The sequence below is a fragment of the Olsenella sp. An270 genome, from assembly GCF_002159735.1.
In the GTDB taxonomy this organism is placed as follows: Bacteria; Actinomycetota; Coriobacteriia; order Coriobacteriales; family Atopobiaceae; genus Thermophilibacter.
In genome coordinates this window covers 1-25,354 of record NZ_NFJF01000005.1, presented here as the reverse complement: position 1 = coordinate 25,354, position 25,354 = coordinate 1, and the positions used below count along the sequence as shown (strand labels likewise).

The 25,354-nt window shown below is 67.5% G+C and carries 22 protein-coding genes; 17 read left to right on the top strand and 5 right to left on the bottom strand.

Features of this window, described 5'->3' with window-relative positions; genetic code table 11:
- Positions 1-13 precede the first annotated feature (13 nt).
- Complete coding sequence (nrdG, locus tag B5F73_RS06435) at positions 14-574, bottom strand: anaerobic ribonucleoside-triphosphate reductase activating protein (RefSeq protein ID WP_087227436.1); 561 nt, start codon at positions 572-574, stop codon at positions 14-16.
- A 100-nt stretch (positions 575-674) separates the two neighbouring features.
- Positions 675-2,897, bottom strand: coding sequence for an anaerobic ribonucleoside-triphosphate reductase (nrdD, locus tag B5F73_RS06430; protein ID WP_087227435.1), 2,223 nt, complete (start codon positions 2,895-2,897; stop codon positions 675-677).
- A 316-nt stretch (positions 2,898-3,213) separates the two neighbouring features.
- On the opposite strand from nrdD, the gene B5F73_RS06425 reads away from it, so the two are divergent.
- Positions 3,214-4,374, top strand: coding sequence for an aminotransferase class I/II-fold pyridoxal phosphate-dependent enzyme (locus B5F73_RS06425; protein ID WP_087227434.1), 1,161 nt, complete (start codon positions 3,214-3,216; stop codon positions 4,372-4,374).
- A 278-nt stretch (positions 4,375-4,652) separates the two neighbouring features.
- Here the strand turns inward: B5F73_RS06425 and B5F73_RS06420 are convergent, their stop codons facing one another.
- Positions 4,653-7,574, bottom strand: coding sequence for an insulinase family protein (locus B5F73_RS06420; protein WP_087227433.1), 2,922 nt, complete (start codon positions 7,572-7,574; stop codon positions 4,653-4,655).
- Between the two features lie 87 nt (positions 7,575-7,661).
- Between B5F73_RS06420 and B5F73_RS06415 the strand changes: the two genes are divergently transcribed.
- Positions 7,662-8,567 carry a DMT family transporter gene (locus tag B5F73_RS06415; RefSeq protein ID WP_087227432.1) on the top strand — a complete coding sequence of 302 codons (906 nt, stop codon included), beginning with the start codon at positions 7,662-7,664 and terminating at the stop codon, positions 8,565-8,567.
- A 327-nt stretch (positions 8,568-8,894) separates the two neighbouring features.
- On the opposite strand, the gene B5F73_RS06410 is transcribed toward B5F73_RS06415, so the two are convergent.
- Complete coding sequence (locus tag B5F73_RS06410; protein ID WP_239379822.1) at positions 8,895-9,974, bottom strand: hypothetical protein; 1,080 nt, start codon at positions 9,972-9,974, stop codon at positions 8,895-8,897.
- 162 nt (positions 9,975-10,136) lie between these two features.
- Positions 10,137-10,598, bottom strand: a complete 462-nt coding sequence (locus B5F73_RS06405) for a universal stress protein (protein WP_087227431.1) — start codon at positions 10,596-10,598, stop codon at positions 10,137-10,139.
- Positions 10,599-10,765: 167 nt separating this feature from the next.
- Between B5F73_RS06405 and B5F73_RS06400 the strand changes: the two genes are divergently transcribed.
- From B5F73_RS06400 to B5F73_RS06330, 15 genes are all read left to right on the top strand, one after another.
- The gene (locus tag B5F73_RS06400) at positions 10,766-11,683 is read left to right on the top strand and encodes an undecaprenyl-diphosphate phosphatase (RefSeq protein ID WP_087227430.1); all 918 of its coding nucleotides are present in this window, start codon (positions 10,766-10,768) and stop codon (positions 11,681-11,683) included.
- A gap of 10 nt (positions 11,684-11,693) precedes the next feature.
- Positions 11,694-13,130 carry a D-alanyl-D-alanine carboxypeptidase family protein gene (locus B5F73_RS06395; protein ID WP_087227429.1) on the top strand — a complete coding sequence of 479 codons (1,437 nt, stop codon included), beginning with the start codon at positions 11,694-11,696 and terminating at the stop codon, positions 13,128-13,130.
- Positions 13,131-13,167: 37 nt separating this feature from the next.
- A complete protein-coding gene (locus B5F73_RS06390) occupies positions 13,168-13,614 on the top strand; it encodes a low molecular weight protein-tyrosine-phosphatase (RefSeq protein ID WP_087227428.1) in 447 nt (148 codons plus the stop codon).
- Positions 13,615-13,674: 60 nt separating this feature from the next.
- Positions 13,675-14,925 carry an alpha/beta hydrolase gene (locus B5F73_RS06385; protein WP_158094776.1) on the top strand — a complete coding sequence of 417 codons (1,251 nt, stop codon included), beginning with the start codon at positions 13,675-13,677 and terminating at the stop codon, positions 14,923-14,925.
- A 461-nt stretch (positions 14,926-15,386) separates the two neighbouring features.
- On the top strand, positions 15,387-15,815 hold the full coding sequence (locus B5F73_RS06380) for a PTS fructose transporter subunit IIA (RefSeq protein WP_087227426.1): 429 nt from the start codon (positions 15,387-15,389) through the stop codon (positions 15,813-15,815).
- A 60-nt stretch (positions 15,816-15,875) separates the two neighbouring features.
- A complete protein-coding gene (locus tag B5F73_RS06375) occupies positions 15,876-16,373 on the top strand; it encodes a PTS sugar transporter subunit IIB (protein ID WP_075576087.1) in 498 nt (165 codons plus the stop codon).
- A gap of 90 nt (positions 16,374-16,463) precedes the next feature.
- On the top strand, positions 16,464-17,333 hold the full coding sequence (locus tag B5F73_RS06370) for a PTS sugar transporter subunit IIC (protein ID WP_087227425.1): 870 nt from the start codon (positions 16,464-16,466) through the stop codon (positions 17,331-17,333).
- Positions 17,333-18,184: a PTS system mannose/fructose/sorbose family transporter subunit IID gene (locus tag B5F73_RS06365; protein WP_087227424.1), complete on the top strand. Its 852-nt coding sequence runs from the start codon at positions 17,333-17,335 to the stop codon at positions 18,182-18,184. The genes B5F73_RS06370 and B5F73_RS06365 overlap by 1 nt, the downstream gene beginning before the upstream one ends.
- 91 nt (positions 18,185-18,275) lie before the next feature.
- On the top strand, positions 18,276-18,599 hold the full coding sequence (locus B5F73_RS06360; protein ID WP_087227423.1) for a hypothetical protein: 324 nt from the start codon (positions 18,276-18,278) through the stop codon (positions 18,597-18,599).
- Positions 18,596-19,402: a Cof-type HAD-IIB family hydrolase gene (locus tag B5F73_RS06355; protein WP_087227422.1), complete on the top strand. Its 807-nt coding sequence runs from the start codon at positions 18,596-18,598 to the stop codon at positions 19,400-19,402. The genes B5F73_RS06360 and B5F73_RS06355 overlap by 4 nt, the downstream gene beginning before the upstream one ends.
- A gap of 112 nt (positions 19,403-19,514) precedes the next feature.
- The gene (locus B5F73_RS06350; protein WP_158094775.1) at positions 19,515-19,961 is read left to right on the top strand and encodes a MarR family transcriptional regulator; all 447 of its coding nucleotides are present in this window, start codon (positions 19,515-19,517) and stop codon (positions 19,959-19,961) included.
- Positions 19,962-20,307: 346 nt separating this feature from the next.
- Positions 20,308-22,770 (top strand): UvrD-helicase domain-containing protein, encoded by a 2,463-nt coding sequence (locus B5F73_RS06345; protein ID WP_087227420.1) that lies wholly within the window; start codon positions 20,308-20,310, stop codon positions 22,768-22,770.
- 131 nt (positions 22,771-22,901) lie between these two features.
- Positions 22,902-23,117 (top strand): helix-turn-helix domain-containing protein, encoded by a 216-nt coding sequence (locus tag B5F73_RS06340; protein WP_087227419.1) that lies wholly within the window; start codon positions 22,902-22,904, stop codon positions 23,115-23,117.
- Between the two features lies 1 nt (position 23,118).
- Complete coding sequence (locus B5F73_RS06335) at positions 23,119-24,414, top strand: HipA domain-containing protein (RefSeq protein ID WP_087227418.1); 1,296 nt, start codon at positions 23,119-23,121, stop codon at positions 24,412-24,414.
- A gap of 16 nt (positions 24,415-24,430) precedes the next feature.
- Positions 24,431-25,195, top strand: coding sequence for a mechanosensitive ion channel domain-containing protein (locus B5F73_RS06330; protein WP_087227417.1), 765 nt, complete (start codon positions 24,431-24,433; stop codon positions 25,193-25,195).
- Positions 25,196-25,354 lie beyond the last annotated feature (159 nt).

Here is a 25,354-nt window from a genome sequence, read left to right as displayed (position 1 = left end):
CCGCAGGGCGGCCTCACTCCATGGTGTGCGTGGCGAAGATCGGCTCGTCCTCCCACCAGATGACGTCGTCTCCCGGCGTCTCGAGGGTGGCCGGTACGTCGATGAGGCGCTGGTTGGAGGAGCCGCGGAAGCGCAGCGTGATGTCGTGGAGGTCCTGCACGAAGGGTCCGTCCACGAGCACGTCCAGCGTGTCGAGCAGACGGTCGGTCACCTCGCCCAGGTTCCAGGCGCCGCCGGGGGCCAGCTGGTCCCAGGTGTGGCCCGAGAAGAGCCAGATGGACTTCTCGCTCCCAAAGCGCTCGCGCACCGCCTCGAGGAAGCCCACGAGACCCTGCTGGTTCTCGGGCTCCATCGGCTCGCCGCCGAGGATGGTGAGCCCGGTCACGTAGGGGACGTCCATCGAGTCCATGATCTTCTCGGCCACCTCGTCGGTGAACGGCTCGCCGGCCTCGAAGTCCCACGCCTCCTCGTTGAAGCAGTTAGGGCAGTGCAGGCGACAACCGGAGACAAAGAGCGTGGTGCGCACGCCCGGCCCGTTTGCGATGTCGCAGTACTTGATGTTCGCGTAGTTCATTCCGTTCCCCTGTCGAGAAAAACCTCGTCCCGAGACGACTCGCGGCGGACCCTGGGGACAAGGTCCGCCGCGAGTTCTTGTCGCGCGCCGTGCGAAGCCGTTACAGGTGCAGCACGCGGTCGCGGATCTCCTCGGTGCGGCCCTGGTTCCAGAACTGGGTGCCGATGTAGCCGCAGGTGCGACGCGCGACGTTCATCTTGGACTGGTCGCGGTTCCCGCAGTGCGGGCACTCCCAGACGAGCTTGCCGTCGTCCTCCACGATCTGGATTTCACCGTCGTAGCCGCACACCTGGCAGTAGTCGCTCTTGGTGTTGAGCTCGGCGTACATGATGTGGTCGTAGATGTACTGCATGACCGAGATGACGGCCTCGAGGTTGTCCTGCATGTCCGGGACCTCCACGTAGGAGATGGCCCCGCCGGGGGAGAGGCGCTGGAACTCGGACTCGAAGCGCAGCTTGGTGAAGGCGTCGATCTCCTCGGTCACGTGGACGTGGTAGCTGTTGGTGATGTAGCCCTTGTCGGTGATGCCGGGGATGATGCCAAAGCGGCGCTGGAGGCACTTGGCGAACTTGTAGGTGGTGGACTCGAGCGGCGTGCCGTAGAGCGAGTAGTCGATGTTCTCGGCGGCCTTCCACTCGGCGCACTTGTCGTTCATGCGCTGCATGACGGCCAGCGCGAACGGCGTGGCCTCCTCGTCGGTGTGGCTGTGGCCGGTCATGGCCTTGACGCACTCGTAGAGGCCGGCGTAGCCGAGGGAGATCGTGGAGTAGCCGCCGTAGAGCAGCTTGTCGATCTTCTCGCCCTTCTTGAGGCGTGCGAGGGCGCCGTACTGCCACAGGATCGGCGCGGCGTCGGAGGTGGTGCCGAGCAGGCGCTCGTGGCGGCAGCGCAGGGCGCGGTGGCAGAGCTCCAGGCGCTCGTCGAAGATCTTCCAGAACTCGTCCATGTCGTGGTGGGCGGAGAGCGCCACGTCCACGAGGTTGATGGTCACGACGCCCTGGTTGAAGCGGCCGTAGTACTTGGGCTTGCCGGGCTCCCAGTTGCCGGCGTTGGAGACGTTGTCAAAGCCGTTGCCCGAGCGGTCCGGGGTGAGGAAGGAGCGGCAGCCCATGCAGGTGTAGCAGTCGCCGTTGCCCTCGGTCTCGCCCTTGGAGAGCTTGTACTCCTTCATCTTCTTCTCGGAGATGTAGTCGGGCACCATGCGCTTGGCCGTGCACTTGGCCGCCAGCTTGGTGAGGTAGAAGTACGGGGTGCCCTCGCGGACGTTGTCCTCCTCGAGCACGTAGATGAGCTTCGGGAAGGCGGGCGTGATCCAGACGCCCTCCTCGTTCTTGACACCCTCGTAGCGCTGCTTGAGCATCTCCTCGATGCACATGGCCAGGTCGGCCTTCTCGCGCTCGTTCTTGGCCTCGTTGAGGTACATGAAGACCGTGATGAACGGCGCCTGGCCGTTGGTGGTCATGAGGGTGACGACCTGGTACTGGATGGTCTGGACGCCGCGCGCGATCTCCTCGCGCACGCGCTTCTCCACGATCTGGGAGATCTTCTCCTCGCCGGGGTGGGCGTCGATGGCCTCCATCTCGGCCTCCACCTGGCGGCGGATCTTCTGGCGCGAGACGTCCACGAACGGCGCGAGGTGCGTGAGGGAGATGGACTGGCCGCCGTACTGGCAGGAGGCCACCTGGGCGATGATCTGCGTGGCGATGTTGCAGGCGGTGGAGAAGCTGTGCGGGCGCTCGATGAGCGTGCCGGAGATCACCGTGCCGTTCTGCAGCATGTCCTCGAGGTTGACGAGGTCGCAGTTGTGCATGTGCTGGGCGAAGTAATCCGAGTCGTGGAAGTGGATGATGCCCTCGTTGTGGGCCTCCACGACCTCGGCGGGGAGCAGCTCGCGCATCGTGAGGTCCTTGGAGACCTCGCCGGCCATGTAGTCGCGCTGGACCGAGACGACCGTGGGGTTCTTGTTGGAGTTCTCCTGCTTGACCTCCTCGTTGTTGCACTCGATGAGGGCGAGGATCTTGTCGTCGGTCGTGTTCTTGTGGCGCTTCTGGTTCTGCACGTAGCGGTAGATGATGTACTTGCGCGCCACCTCAAAGTGGTGCAGGCCCATGAGCTGATCCTCGACGAGGTCCTGGACCTCCTCGACCGTGACCGTGTGGCCGGCCTCCATGCACTCGTCGGTGACGTTCAGGGAGGCGAACTTGATCTCGCGCTCGGTGAGGCGCTCGCTGGCGGACGCCTCGGCGTTGGCCGCGCGGATGGCGTTCTCGATCTTAGAGATGTCGAAGGCGACCTCCGAGCCGTTCCGCTTGATGATCTTCATGCTGCGCCGCCCTTTCGCTAAAGAGGCGCGCCCTCCCGGGTACGCCGTACTGTTCCATTAGTGTGTGCACAGTCAACTATGGCACAACCGCTAGTGGTTTTGGCCGACAAATACACTAGATGTTGTTGACAAGTGGTCGAAAACACATGAGGTGCTGTTGATAACCCATATCGCCGCAGCTAGTAAAAATGGCGGCCAAAAAAGCTTTCGCCAATCGGGTCTCAAATTGACATTGATGTTTCCGTGAGCGGCTCGGCGAGCGGTCCGGAGGGCGCATGGGATAGAGTTAGGCGAGAAGGACGACGAGAGGGGAAGCATGGAGTTCTCCAAGAGACTTGACCTGTTCGGCGACGAGGTCTTCGCCGCGCTCAACGCGCGCCGGCGCGAGCTCGAGGCGCAGGGGCGCAGGGTCTTCGACCTCTCGGTGGGCACGCCCGACTTCCGGCCGCCCGAGCACGTGGTCGAGGCGCTGCGCGCGAGCGCGGCCGACCCGGAGAGCTGGAAGTACTCGCTGCACGACACCGACGAGCTGCTTGACGCCGTGTGCGCCTACTACGAGGACCGCTACGGCGTGGCCGGCATCACGCGCGACATGGTGATGAGCTGCCGCGGCACGCAGGAGGGGCTCGTGCACGTGTGCTCGGCGCTCGTGGACGCAGGCGACGTGGCGCTCGTGCCCGACCCGTGCTACCCGGTCTTCCAGAACGCGACGCTGCTCGCCGGCGCGCGCCCGCACTACTACCGGCTCACGGCCGAGCACGACTTCCTGCCGCACCTGGCCGACGTCCCCGCCGAGGTGGCCGACGCCGCCAAGTACCTCATCGTGTCGCTTCCCGCCAACCCGGTGGGCTCGGTGGGCACGCCGGAGGTCTACGAGCAGGTCATCGCCTTCGCGCGCGAGCACGACCTGATCGTCATCCACGACAACGCCTACTCCGACATCGTCTTCGACGGGCCCGCCGGCGGGTCGTTCCTGTCGTATCCGGGCGCGCTCGACGTGGGCGTGGAGTTCCTCTCGCTCTCCAAGTCCTTCAACGTGACGGGCGCGCGCCTGTCCTTCCTCGTGGGCCGCCCCGATGTGGTCGCCGCCGCGCGCAAGCTGCGCAGCCAGATCGACTTTGGCATGTTCTACCCCGAGCAGGCGGCCGCCGTGGCCGCCCTCACCGGGCCGCGCGACGCCGTCGAGCGTCAGCGCCTGCTCTACCAGGAGCGCCGCGACGCCCTGTGCGACGGGCTTGAGGCCATCGGCTGGGAGCGCCCCAACGCGCACGGCTCCATGTTCGTGTGGGCCAAGCTGCCCGGCGGGCGCACCGACTCGGCGGCCTTCGTGCTCGAGCTCATGGAGCGCGCCGGCGTGATCGTGACGCCGGGGTCGAGCTTTGGCCCGTCGGGGGAGGGCTACGTGCGCATGGCGCTCGTGATGCCGCCCGATCGGCTGCGCGAGGTCGTCGCGGCGATCGCCGAGGCGGGGATCTAGGAATCGCGGCTCTTGTCGACTGCGCTTCTAGAATTCGCCGCCCTTGTCGTCCGGCGCCCCAGGAATCGCCGACCTTGTCATGGGGACGTCTAAAAAAACGGAGCCCTTGTCGCCCGCGCCTCTAAGAATCGGCGAGCTTGTACGATTCGCACCCATGTTTTGGGGCCCTTGTCCGGCAGAACGATCTGCTTGCCGGACAAGGGCCCAATTTCCTAGAAGGCTCTATGACAAGGGCGGCGATTCCTAGAAGCGCCGGGCGACAAGGACGACGGAGCCTGCTAGCAGAGCTCCGTCACGGCGTCGAAGCTGACCGTGCTGGCCTCGATCGCGTCGCGGCCGCCGAAGATGCAGATGCCCTGCGGCGCGCCCTCGTCCGCGAGCGCCGCGGCGAGCGCGCGCACGTCGTCGGCCGTGGCCGCGAGCTCCTGCTCGCGGACCGTATCGCGCCAGCCCTCCGGCCGCGCGTTGAAGCGGGCCACGTCCTGGCGCCGCGCGAGCTGGCGGGGCTTGACCGGGGCGTCGTGCGCGGCGACCGTGGCCACGACGTAGCCGTCGAGCTCGCCCTCGGTGCCCTGCCAGCCGGCGAGCCAGGCGGCCGCGGCGTCGTAGCGCGCGAGCGTGGCGTCCACCGACGGGTCGCGGTAGCTCCAGAACTGCCGGAGGCCCTCGGTCGAGCGCTTGAAGCCCACGCCGTAGGCGCCGCCCTTCACGCGGACCTCGTTCCAGAGGTAGTCGTAGGAGAGGGCACGCGCGGCCACCTGCCAGGTGCCGACGCTGCCGGCGTCGGCGGGCGAGGGGGCTGCGGCGCGGGCCACGTACGCGACGTCGGAGGGGATCACGAAGGCCTCGCGGCGCGGCTCGGGCGCGGGCACGGTGAGGCGCCGCTCGACGTCACCCGGGCGCAGGCCGAGGTCGCCCCCGCGCCGCCAGAAGAGCTCGCGGTCGGCGGCGGGGCCGGTGAAGCTCACGGTCACGTTGTCGGCGGTGAAGACGCGGCGCGCCAGGTCGGCGAGAAGGTCGCTCAGGCCGTCCGCGCGCTCGTCCCAGTGCTCGAGCAGCTCGCGCAGGAAGAGGTAGTAGTCCAGCCCGCCCATGGCGCCGGAGGCGCGGGCGGCGGACGAGAAGTACGTGCTCGTGCGGCCGAGCGCGGCGGCGTGCCCGGAGCTCAGGTAGTACTGCTCGAGCGCGACGCGCCGCTGCGTCAGGATGTCGCGGACGCGGGCGAGGTCGCCGAAGTCGGTCTCGCCCCACACCTCGGCGGGCAGCTCGCAGAGGGCCGCGGCCTTCTCGGAGAGCGCCGAGGCGCCCACCACGAGCGTGGGGGCGGCGAAGGAGAGATCGTCGTCGCGGGTGTAGGTCTCGACGAAGAAGTCGAGCCCGCCGAGGTTGGTCTCGACGAGCGTGTCCAGGTCCGAGGCGCTCCTGCGCGCGGTCGCGAGGCGGCCGAGGAGCTCGGTAAGCACGCCGACCCAGGGCAGCTCGTCAAAGTCGAGGTGACGCAGGTCGAAGTAGTGGTACACGTAGTCGATCCCGTGGGTGTCGAGCTCGTGGGCCACGCAGGGCAGCGGCGCCTCGACCTCGAGCGCCGCCGGCTCGGCGGGCGCGGGCCCGATGTCAGACACCCTGAGCTGCGGGAGCGTAGCCAGCGCCTCCGGGGAGTCGGGCGCCTCCTGCTCCGCGCGCAGGGCGTCGACCTCGGCGCGCACGGCATCGAGGTCCTTCTCGCCCATGCCCGCGCGCAGGCGGGCGAGCTCGGCGGCCTCCTCGTCGGCGTCGCCGTCCTCGACCGGCACGAGCTCGACCTCGGCGCAGTGCGCGCTCTCGCAGACTACCTCGCGGAGCAGCCGCTCGAAGAGCCCCTCGGAAAGGCCGCGCTTGAGCTCGGCGAGCGCGTCCTCGTAGCGGAGGTAGTCCACCGGGCGCCCGTCGTCGTAGAGCCAGCTCGACATCGCCTGCATGGCGAGGGCCACGCCGTCCGGGTAGCCGCCCCAGTCGCCCTCGCGCAGGTTGAACTCGGCCTGGGCGAGCGACGCCTCGAGCTTGTCGCGCGGGATGCCGCCCTCGGCGAGCTCGGCGCAGGTGGACTCCACGAGCTCGCGGAACCTCGCGCCCGCGCCCTCGCGCAGGCCGCGCAGGCAGAACATGACCTGCGGCTGGAGCACGCCGTCGATCAGGGAGGCGGAGAAGTCGTCGGCCAGGCCCGCGTCCAGGACGCGTCGCTTGAGCGGCGCCTCGTTGGAGCCGCAGAGGGCGTCGAGAAGGACGTCCGCGGCCAGCACGCGGGTGCGGTCGGCGGCGGTCCCGATCACGTACGAGAGGCCGACCTCGGAGTTGCCCGGCGCCGTCGCCATGCGAACCTCGGCGCGGGGCGCGCGCACGGGCGCCTGGGGGACGAGCGGGTTGGGAGATCCCGCCCCGCGCTCGGCCGCGCCGCACAGCGCCTCGTCCACGAGGGCGAGCTCGCGGTCGACGTCGAGGTCGCCGTACAGGAAGACGTAGGCGTTGGACGGCGCGTAGTGGCGCGCGTGGTTGTCGAGGAATGCCTCGTAGGTGAGGGTGGGGATGGCGCGCGGGTTGCCGCCCGACTCGTGGCCGTAGCAGGTGTCGGGGAAGAGCGAGCGCGTGAGCGCCTGGTAGAGCACGTCGTCGGGGTCGGAGAGCGCGCCCTTCATCTCGTTCAGGACCACGCCGTTGTAGCTGAGGGTGCCGTCGTCGGCCGCCTCCAGGTGCCAGCCCTCCTGCTCGAAGATGCGCCGGCGGTGCCAGATCGCGGGGTGCAGCACGGCGTCCAGGTAGACGCTCATGAGGTTCTCGAGGTCGGCCACGTTGGTGGAGGCCACCGGGTACATGGTCTTGTCGGGGAAGGTGAGGGCGTTCAAAAACGTCTGCATGCTCGTCTTGAGCAGGTTGACGAAGGGCTCCTTCACCGGGTAGCGGTCGGACCCGCACAGAACCGAGTGCTCCAGGATGTGGAAGACGCCCGTGTCGTCGGCGGGCGGCGTCTTGAAGCTGATGGCAAAGGCCCTGTTGACGTCGGCGCAGGCGAGCCACAGGGCCCGCGCCCCGGTGGCGTCGTGGCGCATGACGTAAGCGCAGCCCGACAGCTCGCTCAGCGGCTCGACGGAGGTGACGGTGAAGCCCGCGTGGGTCGTGCCCACGGCGAGCTCGGCGCGCGGCTCGACGAAGTTCTTCTCGGCCATGTTCTTCTCCCTGGACGCATTTCTCACAGCGTCGAGCATACCGCAGAGCTGCCGTGGTAGGCTATCGACCGTTGCGAAGGGGGGCGCATGGGCGAGAAGGACATGGAGCGGCGGAGGATCGTCCGCCGGGGCATCGTGGCGACGCTGGTGGGAGGCACGTTCTGGGGCCTCAACGGCACCGTCTCCAAGTGGCTCATGGACGCCTATGCGATAGACCCGCTCTGGCTCGTGTGCGTGCGCGAGCTCACCGCCTGCTGGCTCTTCCTCGCGGCGGCGGCCGTCACCTCGAAGGGGCGCGGCCAGCTCGCCGGCGTGCTGAGGAGCCCGCGCGGCCTCGCGCAGGTCGTCGCCGTGAGCTTTGGCGCCGTGCTCTTCTCGCAGGTCGCCTACCTTGAGGCGATCGACTGGACCAACTCGGCCACGGCCACGATCATGCAGAGCCTGGGCATGGTGCTCGTGCTCGCCTACGTGTGCCTCAAGGTGCGCCGGCGGCCGCGGCGCCGTGAGATCCTCGGCGTGGGCCTCGCGCTGGTGGGCACCTACCTCGTGGCGACGGGCGGCAACCCCGGCCAGCTCAACCTCCCGCCGGAGGGCCTGGCGTGGGGCCTGGGGTGCGCGGCCGCCGCGGCATGCCTCTCCATCCTGCCCGCGGCGCCGATGGCGCGCTGGGGCAATTTCACGGTGAACGGCCTGGCGTTTCTCATCTCCGGCGCGGTGCTCTCGGCGTGGTACCGACCCTGGGAGCACATGCCGGCGCTCGACGGCGTCGCGATCACGGTGCTCGCGCTGTGCGTGGTGGTGGGGACCTTTGCCGCGTACGCGCTCTACCTGCAGGGCGTGAAGGACGCCGGCTCCATGCGCGCGAGCCTGCTCGGCACGATCGAGCCGGTCACGGCCACGATCGCCACGGTGGTCTGGCTCGGGACGCCCTTCTCGCCCGCCGAGATCGTGGGCTTTGTGCTGATCATCGTGATGGTCTATCTCACGGCGTAGGCGCCGGGCACGGGTCCGTCTTGGAATCGCCGCCCTTGTCCGGAGGCGTTCTAGAAAAACAGGCCCTTGTCGGCCTGCGTTCCGGGAATCGCCGCCCTTGTCGGTACACCGTCTAAGAATTCCGCCTCTTGTCTCGTGATGATCTAGGAAAACGGGACCTTGTACGGCTTTCGCCTCTCGCGGCCGTACAAGGGCGACGATTTCTAGAGCGAGTCACGACAAGGGCGGTAATTTCTAGAGCGGGTCACGACAAGAGCAACGATTCCTAGAGCGCCGGCCGACAAGGGCGAGCATTCCGGGAACGCCTCAAGACAAGGGCGGAAAATCCTAGATTCGCTGCATGTTGGCGAGGACGCTCGTGTACCAGTGGTCCGCGTTGGGCGGGCAGTACTTCAGGGCGCCCGCGTAGGTGAGCTGGCCGCCGTAGCCGGAGGCGAGGCCGGCCACGTGGGCCCAGATGGCCTCCTCCCAGCTGCCCCAGCTCACGTTGCCCCAGCCCCAGGCGTTGTGGGGGAGGAAGCAGTAGCGACCCGTGGAGCTCTCGACCGTGGAGATCGCGGGCGAGAAGCGCGGGTCGACGCCGTACTCCCACGCGGCCTCGGCGAAGGTGTGGCCCTGGCCGCTGAGCGGGGAGCCGGCGAGATAGGCGTCGATGCGCGCGGTCCAGGTGCTGATGAAGGTCTCGCGGTCGACGTTCCAGTCGATGGCGCCGGCGTTGGGCGACGAGGGGACCTCGACGGGCGCCTGGTTGCCGGACTCGGTGGTGAAGGAGTTGCCGGCGTCCTTCTTCGCGGCCTCGACGGCCGCCTGACGCTCGGCCGCCTCCGCCGCGGCCTGCGCGGCGATTCTCGCCTGGAGCTCGGCGCGGGCGGCGTTTGCCTCGGCGAGCGCGGCCTCGGCCTCGTCCTGGCGGGCGCGGGCCTCCTCCATCTGGGAGCTGAGGCTGGCGCGCGTCATCTCGAGCTCTCCCTCGAGGGCGACGAGCTCATCGAGGGCGTCGGTGCTGTGGGCCTGGATGACGTCGAGGTACTGAATCGTGGAGAGCAGGTCGTAGAAGTCGTCGGAGGCGAGCAGGAGCTCGAGGAGCCCGCCGCCACTCTGCTGCATCTTGTAGAGCGTGCGCATAGACGACGCCGCGCGCTCCTGCGCGCCGGGCAGCTCCGCCTCGATCTGGGCGATGCGCTCCTCGTTCTCGTCGATCTGCCCCTGGATCTGGTCCACCTGCTCGGTGGCCTCCTCGTAGGCGGCGTTGCTCTCCGAGACGCGCTCCTGGACCTCCTGGAGCTCGCTCATCGGGTCGGCCTTTGCCACGGTCGGCTGGGCGACGATCGGGCTCACGGCGCAGGCGAGAAGGCCGGCGAGAAGGACGCCGGTGACCCTCGCTCTGATGCGTCTAGCTGGTGTCACGTCGAATTTCCTCCGTGGTCGGGCGGCCGTTCGCCCCAGTGGGGCGAACATACAGACTTATCCATTCTACCGGGAGAGGCGAAATCTCACCGATTCTGCATGACTCGGCCCCGCCGCACGATGGCGCGACGGGGCCGACGGGATGCCGCCCGGGGCACGGGGCTACTTGATGACCAGCGTGTCGCAGTCGGTGTTGCGCGTGAGGAACGTGGAGATGGACCCGAGGATCGCGTACTTGATCGAGGAGAGGCCGCGCGCCCCGCAGATGACGAGGTCGGGCTTGATGACGTCGAGCATCTCGTCCTTGAGCGTCTCGCGGATGCGACCGGCGCGGACGATCACCTCGACCTTCTTGATGCCCGGCATCCCCTCGGCCACGCGGACGCGCTCGGTGATGGAGTCGCGGAACTCCTTCTCGAGCGAGGGCACGATGTCCACCGGGAAGGTGCCGGCGGCCTCGAGGGCCGTGGAGTCGATCACGTGCCCGATGTAGAGCTCGGCGTTGTCGTTGGCCGCCATGACGATGGCGCGGTCGAGCACCTTGTCCTGCTCGTCCGATCCGTCGAGGGAGACGAAGATCCTGTCGTAGCCGAGGTCTTGGTAGGAGGTTGTGGTTTCGGCCATGGTGACTCCCTTCCGCTTTGGGCCGTCTAGAGGGCTGCGTCTTTTATTCCCCTCGTCGGGAAACGCGTGTCGGACGGACCGCCCAACGGCGTAGAATTTCGGTGGCGGGGTGCCACGGACCCGCCTCTTGCGCGACCATAGGAGCGCTGTCGCTGAAAGGGAGGGCAATGGACCCCATAGAGCTCGCAAAGGCCGCGGTGTACGGCGTCGTCGAGGGCGTCACGGAGTGGCTCCCCATCTCCTCGACGGGCCACATGCTGCTGCTCAACCAGTTCCTCACCATGGACGTCTCCGAGGACTTCTGGAACATGTTCCTCGTCGTCATCCAGCTCGGCGCGATTCTCGCCGTCTGCGTGATGTTCTTCCACAGGTTGAATCCCTTCTCCCCGAGCAAGACCGCGGGCGAGAAGCGCGACACCTGGTCGCTCTGGGGCAAGACGATCGTCGCCTGCATACCCGCCGCCGCGATCGGCATCCCCATCGACGACTGGATGGAGGCCAACCTCGGCAGCCCCTTCGTGATCGCCGCCGCGCTGATCGTCTACGGCATCGCCTTCATCGTGATCGAGACCGTGCGCGAGCGCCGCGCGACCGCCGTCGCGGCGACGGGGAGGCACTTCTCGACGCCCGACCTCGGTGACGCCCCCACGCGCTCCGAGCTCGCCGACGCCGGCGCGCGCGTCCAGACGCTCGAGGCGCTCGACTGGAAGACGGCGATCGGCATCGGCCTCTTCCAGGTGCTCTCGATTGTCCCCGGTACCTCGCGCTCGGGCTCCACGATCATCGGCGGCCTTCTGCTGGGCTGCTCGCGCACCGTGGTGGCGGAGTTCACGTTCTTCCTCGCCATCCCCGTCATGTTTGGCGCGAGCGCGCTGCGCCTGGCCAAGTACTTCCTCGCGGGCAACATGTTCAGCGGGACCGAGGTGGCCGTCCTCGGGGTGGGCTGCCTCGTCGCCTTCCTCGTGTCGCTCGCCGTCATCCGCTTCCTCATGGCCTTCGTGCGCCGCCACGACTTCAAGCCCTTCGGCTGGTACCGCATCGTGCTGGGCGTCGCCGTGATCGCCTGGTTCGTCCTCGTCGGATAGGGGAGACACCGTGAAGACCGCCTCGCGCCGCCGCACCGCCCCCGCGCTTCTCGCCGTCCTTCTCGCCCTTGTCTGCGGCACGGCCGTCCTCGCGGCGCCCGCCCTGGCCGAGGAGGGTGAGACTGCCGCTCCCGCCGCGGAGGAGTCCGCGCCCGCGGCGGAGGTCGCCCCCGCCGAGGAGACCGCCCCTGCCGAGGAGGAGCCCGCCTACTCCGCGGACGTGCCGCCCGAGCTCGCGTCCGCCCACGCGCTGCTGATAGACCGCGAGACCGGCCTCGTCCTGCTGGACAAGGGCTCCCACGAGCGCTGGTACCCGGCGTCCGTCACCAAGGTCATGACGGCGCTGCTCACGATCGAGAACGTCGGGCTCGACGAGATGGTGACGGTCACGGAGGAGGACCTCGAGGAGGTCACCTGGGAGAGCTCGATCGCGGGCCTGGTGCCGGGCGACACGCTGTCGGTGCGCGACCTTCTCGCGGGCCTCATGATCCCCTCCGGCAACGACGCCTCCTACGTCCTGGCGCGCTACGTCGGCGGCGGGGACTGGCACGCGTTCGTGGACATGATGAACGAGCGCGCCGCTGAGCTCGGCTGCACCGACACCCACTTCGTCAACCCCTGCGGCCTGCACGACGACGACCACTACTCCACGTGCGCCGACCTCGTGCTCATGTTCGAGGAGGCCCTCAAGCACCCCGAGTTCGTCGAGGTGAGCAGCCAGTTCACCTGGGAGCTGCCGGCGACGGCCGCCGCCCCCGCGCGCAAGCTCGAGAACACCGACACCCTCATCGACCCCGAGAGCCCCGTCTACATGGGCGACGACATCGTCTCGAGCAAGACCGGCTCGACCTGGGAGGGCGGCAGGAGCCTCATAGCCCTCTTCGAGCGCGACGGCCGCTCGCTCGTCGGCGTGGTGCTGGGCGCCCCGATGGAGACGGACGAGGCCGGCGTCTCGCCCAACTTCTACGACATGCGCGAGCTCCTCGAGTGGGGCTTCAACGCCTGGCGGACCGGCGAGGTCGTGAGCGTGGGCGACGTGGTGGGCTCGGCCGAGGTGACCCTCTCGAGCGACGGCGACGCGGTCGACGCGACCGCCACGTCCTCGATCGTGGCCACGGTCCCGACCGAGACCACGCTCGCCGACCTCACGCTCGTGCCCTCGTGGTCGGAGGCGCTGCAGGCGCCGGTCGCCGAGGGCGTCGCGCTCGGCGAGGTCGCCGTGTCCCTGGGCGATCGCGACCTGGGGACGGTGACGGCGAGCACCGCGCACGCGATGGAGCTCTCCGTCCCCGACTACGCGCTCTGGTGGGTCACGTCCGACCCGAGGCACACCGCCATGGTCGCGAGCGCCGCTGCGGGGGTGCTCGTGGTCGCGGGCGTCGTCATAGCGCTCGTCGTCCGAGCGCGCCGTCGCCGTGCCACCTCGGGTAGCCACATGAAGAAGTAGCGTCGGCCGAGAAGGGCGACGAGTCGCGAGGAGTCCCATGACGCGCATCCTGTTCGTGTGCCACGGCAACATCTGCCGCTCGACGATGGCTCAGTTCGTGATGGAGGAGCTCGTGCGCCGCGCGGGCCGCGAGGGCGAGTTCAGGATCGACTCCGCCGCGACGAGCCGCGAGGAGATCGGCAACCCGCCCCATCCCGGGACCGTGGGCAAGCTGCGTCGCGAGGGCGTGCCGGTGGGGTCCCACCGCGCCCGCCAGCTGCGGCGCGAGGAGTACGACGCCTGGGACCACATCGTCTACATGGACGCCGAGAACGCCCGCGGCGTCGCGCACATCCTCGGGGGCGACCCCGAGGGCAAGGTGAGCCGCCTGCTCGACTGGGCCGGGCGCTCCCGCGACGTCGCCGACCCCTGGTACACGGGGGACTTTGACGCCACGTACCGCGACGTGCTCGCGGGCTGCGAGGCCCTGCTCGCCGCGCTGTAGGGCCGCTCCGCCGTTTCTCGCTATACTCGTGCCCGTATGCAAGCGCGACGGGAGGTAGGCATGGCGGCAGACAAGAAGGAGAGCAGGGGCGCGAGGTTCTTCTCGTACTTCGAGGGGAGAAGGACGCGCGAGAGCACGCCCACGCCGCACCTCATGGAGGAGCTCAACGCCCCCAAGCGCGACGTCCCCCGCTGGTCGCGCGCGTTCGGGCCGCTCGGCTTCGTCCTTGTCATGGTGGCTATGGGCGTAGGCTGCTTCTACCTGGGCTCGCCTGCCATCGGCGTCCTCTTCTGCCTGTTTGGCCTGGTTCCCGCCGTCGCCGTCGCGGTCCTGGTGGCCCGTGCGCTGCCCGCGGTCTTTGGACCGCAGCGCCGTGCCGGCGAGGAGGAGCTTGGCCCGTACCTGGGCGGTGGCGGCGACAAGCGCGTGCGCGACATGTCCCCCGGCCTCTTCGAGCAGGAGCGCGAGAAGATCGAGTGGAACCGCGCCGAGGAGGCCGACCGCACATGGCGCTGGCTCCAGTCCCTGACCTGCGGCGTCGAGCGCGTCGAGACGACGTCCGACGACGGGTGCCGCCTTGTGGGCCGCGCGATCGCGTGCTGCCCGACCTCCGAGCGCTGGCTCGTCTTCGCGCACGGCTACGCCGACAACTGGCGCGCCGGCCTCACCTATGCCCGCCGCTACGCCGAGATGGGCTTCAACCTGCTGCTCGTGGACCTACGCGCGCACGGCGAGAGCGACGGCGCCTGGGTGGGCGCCGGCTGGCTCGACCGACGCGACCTCGTGGCGTGGTGCCGCTGGGTCGTGGGTCGCGCCGGCGAGGGCGCGCGCGTCACGCTGGCCGGCATCTCGATGGGCGCCGCCTCGGCGATCATGGCCTGCGGCGAGGGCGACCTGCCCGAGCAGGTGCGCGCCTGCGTGGCCGACTCCGCCTACGACGACTTCTGGGACACGGCCGCCGGCGTCGTGGCCTCCGGATCGCTCGGGACGCCCCCGATGCCGGCGCACCCCGTCCTCGACCTTGCCCGCGTGTTCGTGAAGCTGGGCCGCGGCGGCTACGATGTCGCGCTCTCGCGCCCGGTCGACGCGATCTCGCGCTCGGCCGCGCCGGTTCTTCTCGTCCAGGGAGAGGATGACAAGGTCGTGCCCGAGCGCATGGCCGACGCGCTCGCCGCCGCCGCGGGCGGCGCCGCCGAAGGCGAGGGGAACGAGCTGGTCAAGATCCCCTCCGCCGGCCACTGCTGCGCCGTCTTCGCTGATCCCGAGCGCTACTGGGAGGCTGTCGGCTCCTTCGTCAACCGCTGGTCATAACCTGACAAAGGTGCCAGGTCCCTTTGTCAGGTCCGTCTAGGAATCTGCGCCCTTGTCATGGTGCCTTCTAGAAAAGCGGCCCCTTGTCCCGCAGGGTTCTAGCAAAGCCGGCCCTTGTCCGCGTTTCGCCCGAAAAGGCGGGGTTTTGCCCGACGAGAAGAACCTGCTGCCGTACAAGGGCGGCAATTCCTAGAAGCCCGTGTGACAGGGGCTGCGATTCTTGGATCGATATGAGGCAGCCTCCCGACACCCTGAACCACCTCGTCCTTTCCACCGCCGCCGCCTACTATTTCTGGACGGCGGTTTTGGTTTCTCGCTGAAATAGTTGCTACCGTTAACCGAAGAATAGTTACCGCTGACAACTACTCGATTGCTCCGTTAATAGTTAATAGCAACAATCAAAATCACTGAAAGGGGCATGAAAAAGCATGTCCCAGCTACGGTATGGAGAGGACACGAGGATGAGGTATCTGCTTCTGGTCAGTCACGGCACGTTCGCGCCGGGTTTGCACAGCGTGCTCGACATGCTGGTGGGCAAGCGCGAGGACATTCTGAGCTGCAGCCTGCGCGACGGCGAGGGCGCCGACGAGTACGTCGCGGAGCTCGAGAAGGTCGTCGAGAAGATCGGCGCGGACGACGAGGTCATCGTCATGGGCGACATCATCGGCGGCTCGCCTCTCACCAACGCGCTCAACGTGCTCGCCGGCCGCGGGCTTCTCGCCCACACGCGCGCCTTTGGCGGCGTGAGCCTGCCGATGGCGCTCACGGCGGCCTTCGACCTTCAGACCGATGACCCCCTGGCCCTGTGCGAGCAGGCGCTCTCCGAGGGCCAGGCCGCGATGCGTGAGGTCGAGCTCGACCTCAACGAGGACGAGGAAGAGGATCTCTAGGCACCTTCACGGGGGTGACCCGTGCGAGTATTGGAACACAGACAGGACAAGGAGAAGGACATGGCAGTTTCGTTCGTTCGCATCGACGACCGCATGATTCACGGCCAGACCGTCACTCGCTGGGCGGTCGAGTACCCCTGCGACGGCATCATCGCCGTCAACGACGCCGCGGCATCCAACCCGGTGCTCAAGAGCGCCTACAAGAGTGCCGCGCCGGACAAGAAGACCTTCGTGTGGACCATGGATCACTTCAAGGAGAAGGCCCAGACCGTCCTCGACAGCGACACCCGCTACTTCCTGATCACCAAGAACCCGCTCGACATGGCCGAGATCCTCGTGAACTTTGGCTTTGTCCCGGGCGACGTCAAGACCGTCATCGTGGGGCCCTGCAATGACCGTCCCGGCACCACCAAGCTGGGCAACAACCAGTCCATCACGCAGGAGGAGGCCCAGGCCTTCGAGGACATCTCCAAGGCCGGCTACACCGTCGACTTCCGTCTGATTCCCGACAAGGGCATCGGTACCTGGGACAAGTTCCGCGGGCAGTTTGGCTTCTAGTTCGTCGCACTGCGGGGCGGGCCGTCCGGGGGTCCGCCGCGAGAATCGCAAGCGCCCCGCAAGGGGCCTAGCACGGGAAAGGTGGTTCGTATGGAAATCAACGTGTTCCAGGCAGCGCTGCTGGGACTGTTCGCCTGCCTGGCGTCTATGCCCGGCCTCGGCGGCACGTCCATCGGCAACTACACGCTCGGACGCCCGCTCGTCGCCGGTCTGGTGGTCGGCATCATCCTGGGCGACATCACGCTCGGCATCATCGTGGGCATGGCCATCCAGGTGGTCTACATCGCCCTCGTGACCCCCGGCGGAACCGTCTCCGCCGACGTCCGCGCGGCATGCTACATCGGCATCCCGCTGGCCATGATCGCAATCAAGGGCAACCCGGCGCTCGCCGCCGACCCCTCTGGCGCCGACGCCGCGGCCCTCGCCACGACCCTCGGTGCCACCTGCGGCACCCTCGGCGCCATCCTCTTCTACGGCACCGCGACCGTCAACCTGGCCTGGCAGGCCATGGGCTGGAAGTGGCTCGAGAAGGGCGATACCCACAAGCTCTACCTCGTGGACATGGTCCTGCCCTGGATCTCCCACATCCTCTGCTCCTTCATCCCCACGTTCGTCATCGTCTACTTTGGCGGCGACATGGTGACCACGCTGCTCAACAGCCTCCCCATGGACGGCATCCCCATGAAGACGCTCTTCGCCGTGGGCTCGCTGCTTCCCTGCGTCGGTATCGCCATCCTGCTCAAGCAGGTCATCACCAAGGCCACCGACTTCCTGCCGTTCTTCTTTGGCTTCACGCTCGCGGCGGTCATGGGCTGTAACCTCATCGCCTGCTCTGCCATCGCCTGCTTCTTCGCGCTCATCAAGTTCGAGCTCTCCAAGATCGAGTCCAAGCTCGAGAAGGTCGGCACTACGGGCACCATCACCGCATCCGTTGACGACGAGGAAGAGGAGGACATCTAATGGCTGACAACACCGTCGAGCAGAAGGGCGGCCGCAAGGTCTCCAAGAAGGCCCTCGCCAAGTCCTTCCGCAACTGGTACTACGGCAACCTCACGTGCTTCTCGCAGGAGCACATGCAGACCTTCGGCTACCTGGTCTCCATGCTGCCGATCGTCGAGGACCTCTACGACAAGAAGGAGGACCAGACCAAGGCCCTCCAGACCTACTCCGCGTTCTTCAACACCGAGCCGCAGATCGGCACCATGATCGTCGGCGTGACCGTCGGTCTCGAGGAGGCCCGCGCCAACGGCGAGGCCATCGACGACGACACGATCAACGGCATCCGCGCCGGTCTCATGGGCCCGCTCGCCGGCATCGGCGACTCCCTCATCGTGGGCACGCTGATCCCGATCCTGCTCGGCATCGCCATGGGCCTCGCCGAGGGCGGGAATCCCCTCGGCCCGATCTTCTACATCGTGGTGTGGAACCTGCTCGCCTACTTCGGCATGCGCTTCGCCTACTACCGTGGCTACAAGCTCGGCGGCGACGCGGTCGAGGCGCTGGTGGGCCCCGACGCCACGGCCCTGCGCGAGGCGATCGTCCTGGTGGGCACCATGGTCATTGGCGCTGTCGCCGCGACTTGGGTTTCCATCACCACGGCGCTCGCGCTGCCGGGCGGCGGCACCCTCCAGGGCACCTTCGACGGCATCTACCCGAAGCTGCTCCCGCTGATCTTCACGATCTTCTGCTGGTGGCTCATGTCCAAGAAGAAGGTCAGCCCGATCATTACGATGCTGATCCTTCTCGCCATCGCCTTCGTCGGCGCGTGCGTCGGCTTCTTCGGCGCCGCCACGATCGCCACGGCGGCCTAAGGCCTGCAGCCTGCTCGCAACAGCCCCCCTTTCAGCCCGGGCCGCAGGTCATCCCCTGCGACCCGGGCATATCCCTAGAGAAGAGGAACCCATGGCACTCGACACCTCAAACTGGACTCGTGAGGACCTCGTCAGGGAGGCCAAGCTCCAGACCGATGCCATCCAGCGCCTGAACGTGTGGCTGCGGATCGGCTACTCGCTCGTCGCGGTTGGGTTCATCCTGGGCTACTGGGGCTTCTATGGCGGGGGAGGGACTGGCTTCGGCGTGCTGGGCGTGGTCCTTCTCGTCCTCGGGGCAATCGTCTCCGCGGTCCTCAAGGTCGGAACGACCAACGCAAAGAGGAACGTCAGGAACATCCTCGCCGCTGCGGGCGTTGACCTGGACGAGAAGGGCGAGGGGGCGAGCAACTCATGACGGACGCCCTTCCCTCCGCGGTGTTCTCGGACGTGGACGGGACCCTGCTCGACAAAGACCACCGCGTGAGCCCCCGCACGGTCGCGGCGGCGCACATGCTGGAAGAGCGCGGGATTCCGCTCGTGCTCGTCTCTGCCCGCATGCCCGAGGCGCTCGTCGAGATCCGTCGGACGCTCGGCAACGTCGGTCCCGTCGTGTGCTACGGCGGCGCCTACGTGCTCGACGGCGACGGGGCCGAGCTCCTGAGCCGACCCATCGGCATCGGCTGCGCGCTCGAGGTGCGCGACTTCGTGGCGTGCGAGGCTCCCGACGTCTGCTGCATGGCGTATGGATACCACGCTTGGGTGACGAGCGATCGCTCGGACCCACGCGTCCGGCGCGAGGAGAAGATCGTGGGCGTGACGTCAACGGAGGGCGAGATCGAGGAGCACTTTTCCGAGCGTGGGCTGCACAAGCTCCTGCTCGTGGGTGAGAGCGCCTCGATCGAACGCGTCGAGCGCGTGGTGGGCGCGGCCTTCCCCAGCCTCACGGTCGTGCGCTCGTCCCCCATCCTCTGCGAGGTCATGGACGGACAGGTGAGCAAGGCCGAGGGCATCGAGGCCGTATGCCGGCACCTGGGCGTGGACGCCGCGGATGCGGCCGCCTTCGGCGACGGAAGAAACGATGTGGCCATGTTCGATGCCGTGGGGGAGAGCTGGGCGATGGCAAACGCACCCGCCGAGGTGCGGGCCGCCGCCACACGAGTCACCTGGCTCGACAACGAGCACGACGGCCTCGCGGAAGCTGTTTTCTCGTTTGTGTGAGGGGGAGAAAGACGTGCCAATCTCGCAAGAAGTTGCTACCATTAATCAGTCATATCGAACTGACGGGGCAACGTGTGCGTCTTGCCTCGAGGAGGGGTCGCGCTGCGAGAAGATGGACTACGAGGACGCCGCCAGAAAGCTCATCATGTACTCGCGGGGCGTTGCGAAGGGCGCCATCGGTACGGCCTACGGCATGTCAATGGGCGAGGATCCCGTTCTTGAGTACCTCTCCCGACACGAGGATGGCCTGAGCCCGTCCGACCTGGCGGAGAAGCTCGGTTACACGCGTCCCCGCATGACCCGCATCCTTGATTCTCTGGAGAGCAAGGGCTACGTCGAGCGCATCCCCGATGCCAAGGATCGCCGTCGCGTGATCGCGCGCTGCACCGAGGAGGGGCGCCGTCATGCCCAGGACCGTCACACCGACGGCGTCTCGAGCCTTGCCGCCACGTTGAGCAAGATGGGCGAGCACGATGCCCGCGAGCTGCTCAAGGGTCTCGAGACTGCCTACAGCATCACCTACAACAAGGACGACATCTTCGGAGGGCCCAAGAAGTAGCCGGCGCTTCCAGAGGCGTCTTCCCGTCTAGGAATCGCCGGGTTTGTCTTGGGGACGCCTAGGAATTGCCGCCCTTGTACGGCGGCGGGTTCTTCTCGCCGTGCAAAACCCCGTCTTTCTAGACACAGTGCAGACAAGGGCCCGGATTTCCGGAACGTTGGACGACAAGGGCCCGAATTCCTAGAAGCCGGCATGACAAGGGCGGGAAATCCTAGAAGCCCCCAAGACAGCCCCTGCGATTCCCGGAAGGTCACCCGCGGTCGTGTTCTTCTCGCCCCGTCCTGTTTTGCGTCCGGGCTTGCCGCTACACTCATAGGGCGAAAAGACGGCGAGAGGAACATCGAGAATGACGAGCGACCAGCAGACCCTGTTTGCCCCGGCGCCGACCGTGGACCTGGAGGGCCTCAATCCGGCCCAGCGCGAGGCCGTGGAGTGCACGCGCGGCCCGCTGCTCGTGCTCGCGGGCGCGGGCTCGGGCAAGACGCGCGTGCTCACGTACCGCATCGCGCACATGATCGCCGACGAGGGCGTGCGCCCTTGGCAGGTCCTGGCCATCACGTTCACCAACAAGGCCGCGGCCGAGATGCGCGAGCGCCTGGAGGCCCTGCTCCCGTACGGCACGCGCGGCATGTGGGTCTGCACCTTCCACGCCATGTGCGTGCGCATCCTGCGCGAGGACGGCGAGCTCGTGGGCTACCGCCCCAACTTCACGATCTACGATGACGACGACTCGCGCCGCCTGGTCAAGACCATCATGGCCGACCTCGACCTGGACCAGAAGCAGTTCCCGATGAACTCGGTGCGCGCCAAGATCTCCGCCGCAAAGAACGCGATGGTGGGTCCGGACGAGCTGGCGAGCTCCTCAAACCCGGCAGACCGCGCCGCGGGGCGCGTCTACCGCGAGCTGGACCGCCGCCTCGCGCGCGCCAACGCGATGGACTTCGACGACCTGCTGGTCAAGACCTTCGAGCTGCTCTCCAAGCGCCCCGAGGTCCTGGAGCGCTACCAGGACCGCTTCCGCCAGATCAGCGTGGACGAGTACCAGGACACCAACCACGTCCAGTACGCGATCACCAACCTGCTCGCCGCGCGCTACCGCAACCTCATGGTCGTGGGCGACGACGACCAGTCCATCTACAGCTGGCGCGGCGCCGACATCCAGAACATCCTGGACTTCGAGAAGGACTACCCCGACGCCCGCGTGGTGCGCCTCGAGCAGAACTACCGCTCCACGGGCCACATCCTGGCGGCGGCCAACGCCGTCGTGGCCAACAACGCCCGCCGCAAGCCCAAGCGCCTGTTCACCGACGCCGGCGACGGCGAGAAGATCCAGGTGTTCCAGGCAGCGGACGAGCGCGACGAGGGGCGCTGGATTGGCTCGGAGATCGAGCGGCTCCACGACGGCGGCACGAGCTACGACGACATGGCCGTCTTCTACCGCACCAACGCGCAGTCGCGCATCCTCGAGGACATGTTCCTGCGCGCGGGAGTGCCGTACAAGATCGTGGGCGGCACGCGCTTCTTTGACCGCGCCGAGGTCCGCGACGTCATGGCCTACCTCAAGCTCGTCGTGAACCCCGACGACGACGTGGCGGCTCTGCGCGTGGTCAACACGCCGCGCCGCGGCATCGGCACCACGTCCATCGCCAAGATCCGCGAGCTGGCGGCCGACGAGCGCATCTCGTTCTTCTCGGCCTGCCAGATGGCGATCGCCGAGCAGGGCCTGCTCGGCGCCAAGGTGCGCGGCGCGCTGGCTGAGTTCACCGGCGTGATCGAGGCGGCGCGCCACTTCACCGGCGAGCTCGCCGACGTGGTCGAGGCCATCGTGGACCGCGCGGGCCTCGTGCGCGCGCTCGAGGCCGAGCACTCCGTGGAGGCCGACGGCCGCATAGAGAACATTCGCGAGTTCCTTGGCGTCGCCGCCGAGTTCGACGAGACCCACGACGCCGTCGAGACGCTCGAGAGCCTCGCGCAGCTCCGCGCGGCGGGAGCGCTCGAGCCCGAGGGCCTGACGCCCGGGGCGTTGCCCCAGAGCGATTTCGCGCAGCGAGCGAGCGAAGCGAGCGCTGAGCTCGGGGGCAACGCCCCGGGCGTCAGGCCACCCGTTGCCTCGGAGAAGCTGCCGGCGCTCATCGAGTGGCTCGCCCTGCGCTCCGACCTCGACTCGCTCGCCGGCCAGACGCACGCCGTCACGATGATGACGATCCACTCCGCGAAGGGCCTCGAGTTTCCGGTCGTGTTCGTGGCCGGCATGGAGGAGGGCATCTTCCCGCACGCCTCCTACGACAGCGACGAGGCGAGCGTGGAAGAGGAGCGGCGCCTGGCGTACGTGGCCATCACGCGCGCCCGCAAGCGGCTCTACCTCACGCATGCCACCACGCGCCGCACCTTTGGCTCCGTCGCCGCCAACGCTCCGAGCCGCTTCCTGCGGGAGATTCCCGAGGCCGACGTCGAGCGCGTGGGCGTGGGCTCGTCGGGCTTTTCCGGCGTGGGCTGGGAGAAGCGCGGCGACCGCCACGGGACGTTCGGCAGCGGGCGCGGCTCCGAGGTCTACGGCGGCCACGTCTTCGGCTCGCGCACGCGCTCCACGGGCGGCGGCCCCTCTCGCCCGGCGCCCGCGGGGCCCAGGCCGGATGCGGCCCGCGCCGCCGCGTCCTTCTCGCCCGGCGACCACGTCTCGCACAAGACCTTTGGCCCCGGCGTGGTCATCGCCGCCTCCGGCGACACGATCGAGGTCAAGTTCACGCGAACCGGCAAGACGAAGAAGCTGCTCAAGGGCTTTGCGCCCATCGTCAAGATCGAGGGGTGATGCAAAGGGGCAGTCTCTTCGTATCATTTATGCGTTCGCATAAGTTCCGGCATGTCAGCCGTTGATTTATGCGTACGCATAAACTAACATAGCGCTTGAGCAGGTTTATGCGTACGCATAAAGGAAGCAGCATGTCGTGCATAAGAAGCGTCAGAGATTTGGGGGCGGTCATTCGCGGCGAGCGTCGGCGTCAGGGGATGACCCAAGCAGAGCTCGCCGGCCTCGCGGATGTGGGCGTCACCTTTTTGTCGCAGCTTGAGAACGGCAAGGATTCGGCAGAAATCGGAAAGACGCTGCGGGTCCTGACCATGCTGGGAATTGACGTTATTGCCGAGCCTAGGGGCTGAGATGGCAAGCTTATACGTCTACAGGCTCAGACGCGAGTCCGCGGTTCTCGTGGGAGCCCTCGATGAGTACGGGGCATCGTTCTCGTATAATGCCGCGTACCTCGGGTTGTCCGAGATCACCCCGCTGTCTCTCTCGCTACCCCTGAGGTCAGCGCAATTCAACGAGGCGGAGATGCGTCCCTACTTCGAGGGGCTGCTCGCCGAGGGGCGCGCCCGGGCAGTCCTTTCCTCCGAACTTGGCTTGGCCGAAGAGGACTGGGTTGGGCTGCTGGTTGCCTGCGGAAGGGAGTGCATCGGAGACGTACTGGTGCTCGCCCGGCCCGTCGAGCATCCCTTGGGTGTCGGGGAGTACGAACCACTCGACGAGGATGATCTTCGCAGGATGTTCCTCAATGAACCCGGCGTGGCTCGAGAGAATGTTGCGACGCGCCTCTCGCTCGCAGGCACGCAGTCTAAGACGGCGCTCGCGCGCGACTATGGAGCGGCTTCGAGCGGGCGATGGCTGCGTCCCGTCGGCCTGTCCGCGAGCACGCATGTCCTCAAGACGAGTCACCTGCGCGATCTGCCGGAGGTGGAGTATCTATGTATGACCGCCGCAAAGCAGTGTGGAATGAACGTTGCGAACGTAGAGCTCCTGGGTTACGGGAATCCCGTTCTTGCTGTCGAGAGGTTCGACCGCGACGTGTCCCTCGCGGACGGGGGCCTGACGGTCTCCAGGCGCCACCAGGAGGATATGGCGCAGGCTCTGGGAATCAGCGGGGGATCGAAGTACGCCGAGCTCGAAGGTGGGAGCATCCGTCGGATGGCGGAGCTTTTGAGGAGGCATGGCCTGAGGCCCGCGAGTGACGTTGCGGGACTCGCCCAGATGACGTGCCTCAACTATCTCGTGGGAAACTGCGATGCCCACCTCAAGAACTTCTCGATCCTTCATGAGGGCAACGATCGCGAGGGGGGTGCGCTTGTCTCCCTTGCGCCGGCGTACGACCTCGTGAGCACGGCGTACTTCCCCAAACACCCAAGGCGTCTTGCTATGCGCATCGGGGGTGCGCAAACGATTGATAAGGTGACACCTGAGAGCTTCCGTGCGCTTGCCGCCGATCTGGGAATCAGGGACTCGGCGCTCAGGCGTCTGGCAGCGCCGCTCGTAGAGGGGCTTGCGGAAGGAGTCCGCCGTGCCGGTGAGGGGGAGTTTGGCCCTGTGCTCGAGTCGACCCCCTACGTTGCCGATGATCTTATCGATACCATGGCGTCTCGCGTGGGAATACTGAGTGAGTATTGTTCCGGTCGAAATGGGTGAGGGCGAGAGGAACGTGATGGAGCACTTCATCGGCATAGACGCGGGCGGCTGGCTCGACAAGGCCATTGCGCTCGTCGTGGTGGTGGCTATTGCGCTCGTGATCCAGCGCGTGGTGGTGCGCCTCATGCACAAGGTACTGGACGCCTCCAATCTGCCGAGCGCCTCGCTCTTCATCAACATCGTGCGCGCCGTCATCTGGGCGCTCGCCCTGCTCAGCGTCATGCGGCCCGTCTTTGGCGTGGACCCGGCGGGCTTTGTCGCCGCCCTCGGCGTGGTGTCCATCGCGGTCTCCCTGGGCATGCAGGACACGATCTCCAACATCATCGGCGGCATCAGCCTCATGCTGAGCAAGGCGGTCCAGCCCGGCGACCTCATCTCCGTCGGTGACGTGACGGGCGAGGTCACCGATGTCACGTGGCGCAGCACCACGGTGCGCATGCGCGGCGGTGCCGAGGAGGTCATCCCCAACTCGGTGCTCTCCAAGACCGCCCTCACGCGCATCACCGACTGGAGCGCCGGCTACTGCGGCGTGCCCATCGCCGTGGTTCCGGGCGCCGACCTGGGCGCCGTGGCAGACGAGTGCTGCGAGGTCGCCGCGCGCGAGCTCGCCGACCTTCTCGACCCGGCGTTCGAGACGGACGTGGTCTTCTCGGCGTTTTCCGCGTATGGCACGCAGGGTGAGATTCGCCTGCACGTGAAGCCCGACGTGGTCTTCTCGACGGCCCAGGACCGTCTGGCGCGTGCCCTCTCCGGGCGCCCTTGGCTTGCGAGCGCGCTGTAGCTGGCCCCTGCTGAGCTCGTCCGGAAATCCCGCCCCTTGTCCGGGAGGGGGTCTAGACGATATGAGGGGAAGCGGCTGAGACCCCTCGCGTGAAGTTGGCCCCCTGGGCGTCGTGGGTTAGGCTCGGTCGCGTCATCGTCCGGCTTGCCACAGTCACGG

Excerpts from the sequence above, each read along its gene's own strand:
- nrdG (WP_087227436.1), bottom strand. The coding sequence starts at position 574 with ATGAACTACGCGAACATCAAGTACTGCGACATCGCAAACGGGCCGGGC.
- nrdD (WP_087227435.1), bottom strand. The coding sequence starts at position 2,897 with ATGAAGATCATCAAGCGGAACGGCTCGGAGGTCGCCTTCGACATCTCT.
- B5F73_RS06425 (WP_087227434.1), top strand. The coding sequence starts at position 3,214 with ATGGAGTTCTCCAAGAGACTTGACCTGTTCGGCGACGAGGTCTTCGCC.
- B5F73_RS06420 (WP_087227433.1), bottom strand. The coding sequence starts at position 7,574 with ATGGCCGAGAAGAACTTCGTCGAGCCGCGCGCCGAGCTCGCCGTGGGC.
- B5F73_RS06415 (WP_087227432.1), top strand. The coding sequence starts at position 7,662 with ATGGGCGAGAAGGACATGGAGCGGCGGAGGATCGTCCGCCGGGGCATC.
- B5F73_RS06405 (WP_087227431.1), bottom strand. The coding sequence starts at position 10,598 with ATGGCCGAAACCACAACCTCCTACCAAGACCTCGGCTACGACAGGATC.
- B5F73_RS06400 (WP_087227430.1), top strand. The coding sequence starts at position 10,766 with ATGGACCCCATAGAGCTCGCAAAGGCCGCGGTGTACGGCGTCGTCGAG.
- B5F73_RS06390 (WP_087227428.1), top strand. The coding sequence starts at position 13,168 with ATGACGCGCATCCTGTTCGTGTGCCACGGCAACATCTGCCGCTCGACG.
- B5F73_RS06385 (WP_158094776.1), top strand. The coding sequence starts at position 13,675 with ATGGCGGCAGACAAGAAGGAGAGCAGGGGCGCGAGGTTCTTCTCGTAC.
- B5F73_RS06380 (WP_087227426.1), top strand. The coding sequence starts at position 15,387 with ATGAGGTATCTGCTTCTGGTCAGTCACGGCACGTTCGCGCCGGGTTTG.
- B5F73_RS06375 (WP_075576087.1), top strand. The coding sequence starts at position 15,876 with ATGGCAGTTTCGTTCGTTCGCATCGACGACCGCATGATTCACGGCCAG.
- B5F73_RS06370 (WP_087227425.1), top strand. The coding sequence starts at position 16,464 with ATGGAAATCAACGTGTTCCAGGCAGCGCTGCTGGGACTGTTCGCCTGC.
- B5F73_RS06365 (WP_087227424.1), top strand. The coding sequence starts at position 17,333 with ATGGCTGACAACACCGTCGAGCAGAAGGGCGGCCGCAAGGTCTCCAAG.
- B5F73_RS06360 (WP_087227423.1), top strand. The coding sequence starts at position 18,276 with ATGGCACTCGACACCTCAAACTGGACTCGTGAGGACCTCGTCAGGGAG.
- B5F73_RS06355 (WP_087227422.1), top strand. The coding sequence starts at position 18,596 with ATGACGGACGCCCTTCCCTCCGCGGTGTTCTCGGACGTGGACGGGACC.
- B5F73_RS06350 (WP_158094775.1), top strand. The coding sequence starts at position 19,515 with ATGGACTACGAGGACGCCGCCAGAAAGCTCATCATGTACTCGCGGGGC.
- B5F73_RS06345 (WP_087227420.1), top strand. The coding sequence starts at position 20,308 with ATGACGAGCGACCAGCAGACCCTGTTTGCCCCGGCGCCGACCGTGGAC.
- B5F73_RS06340 (WP_087227419.1), top strand. The coding sequence starts at position 22,902 with ATGTCGTGCATAAGAAGCGTCAGAGATTTGGGGGCGGTCATTCGCGGC.
- B5F73_RS06335 (WP_087227418.1), top strand. The coding sequence starts at position 23,119 with ATGGCAAGCTTATACGTCTACAGGCTCAGACGCGAGTCCGCGGTTCTC.
- B5F73_RS06330 (WP_087227417.1), top strand. The coding sequence starts at position 24,431 with ATGGAGCACTTCATCGGCATAGACGCGGGCGGCTGGCTCGACAAGGCC.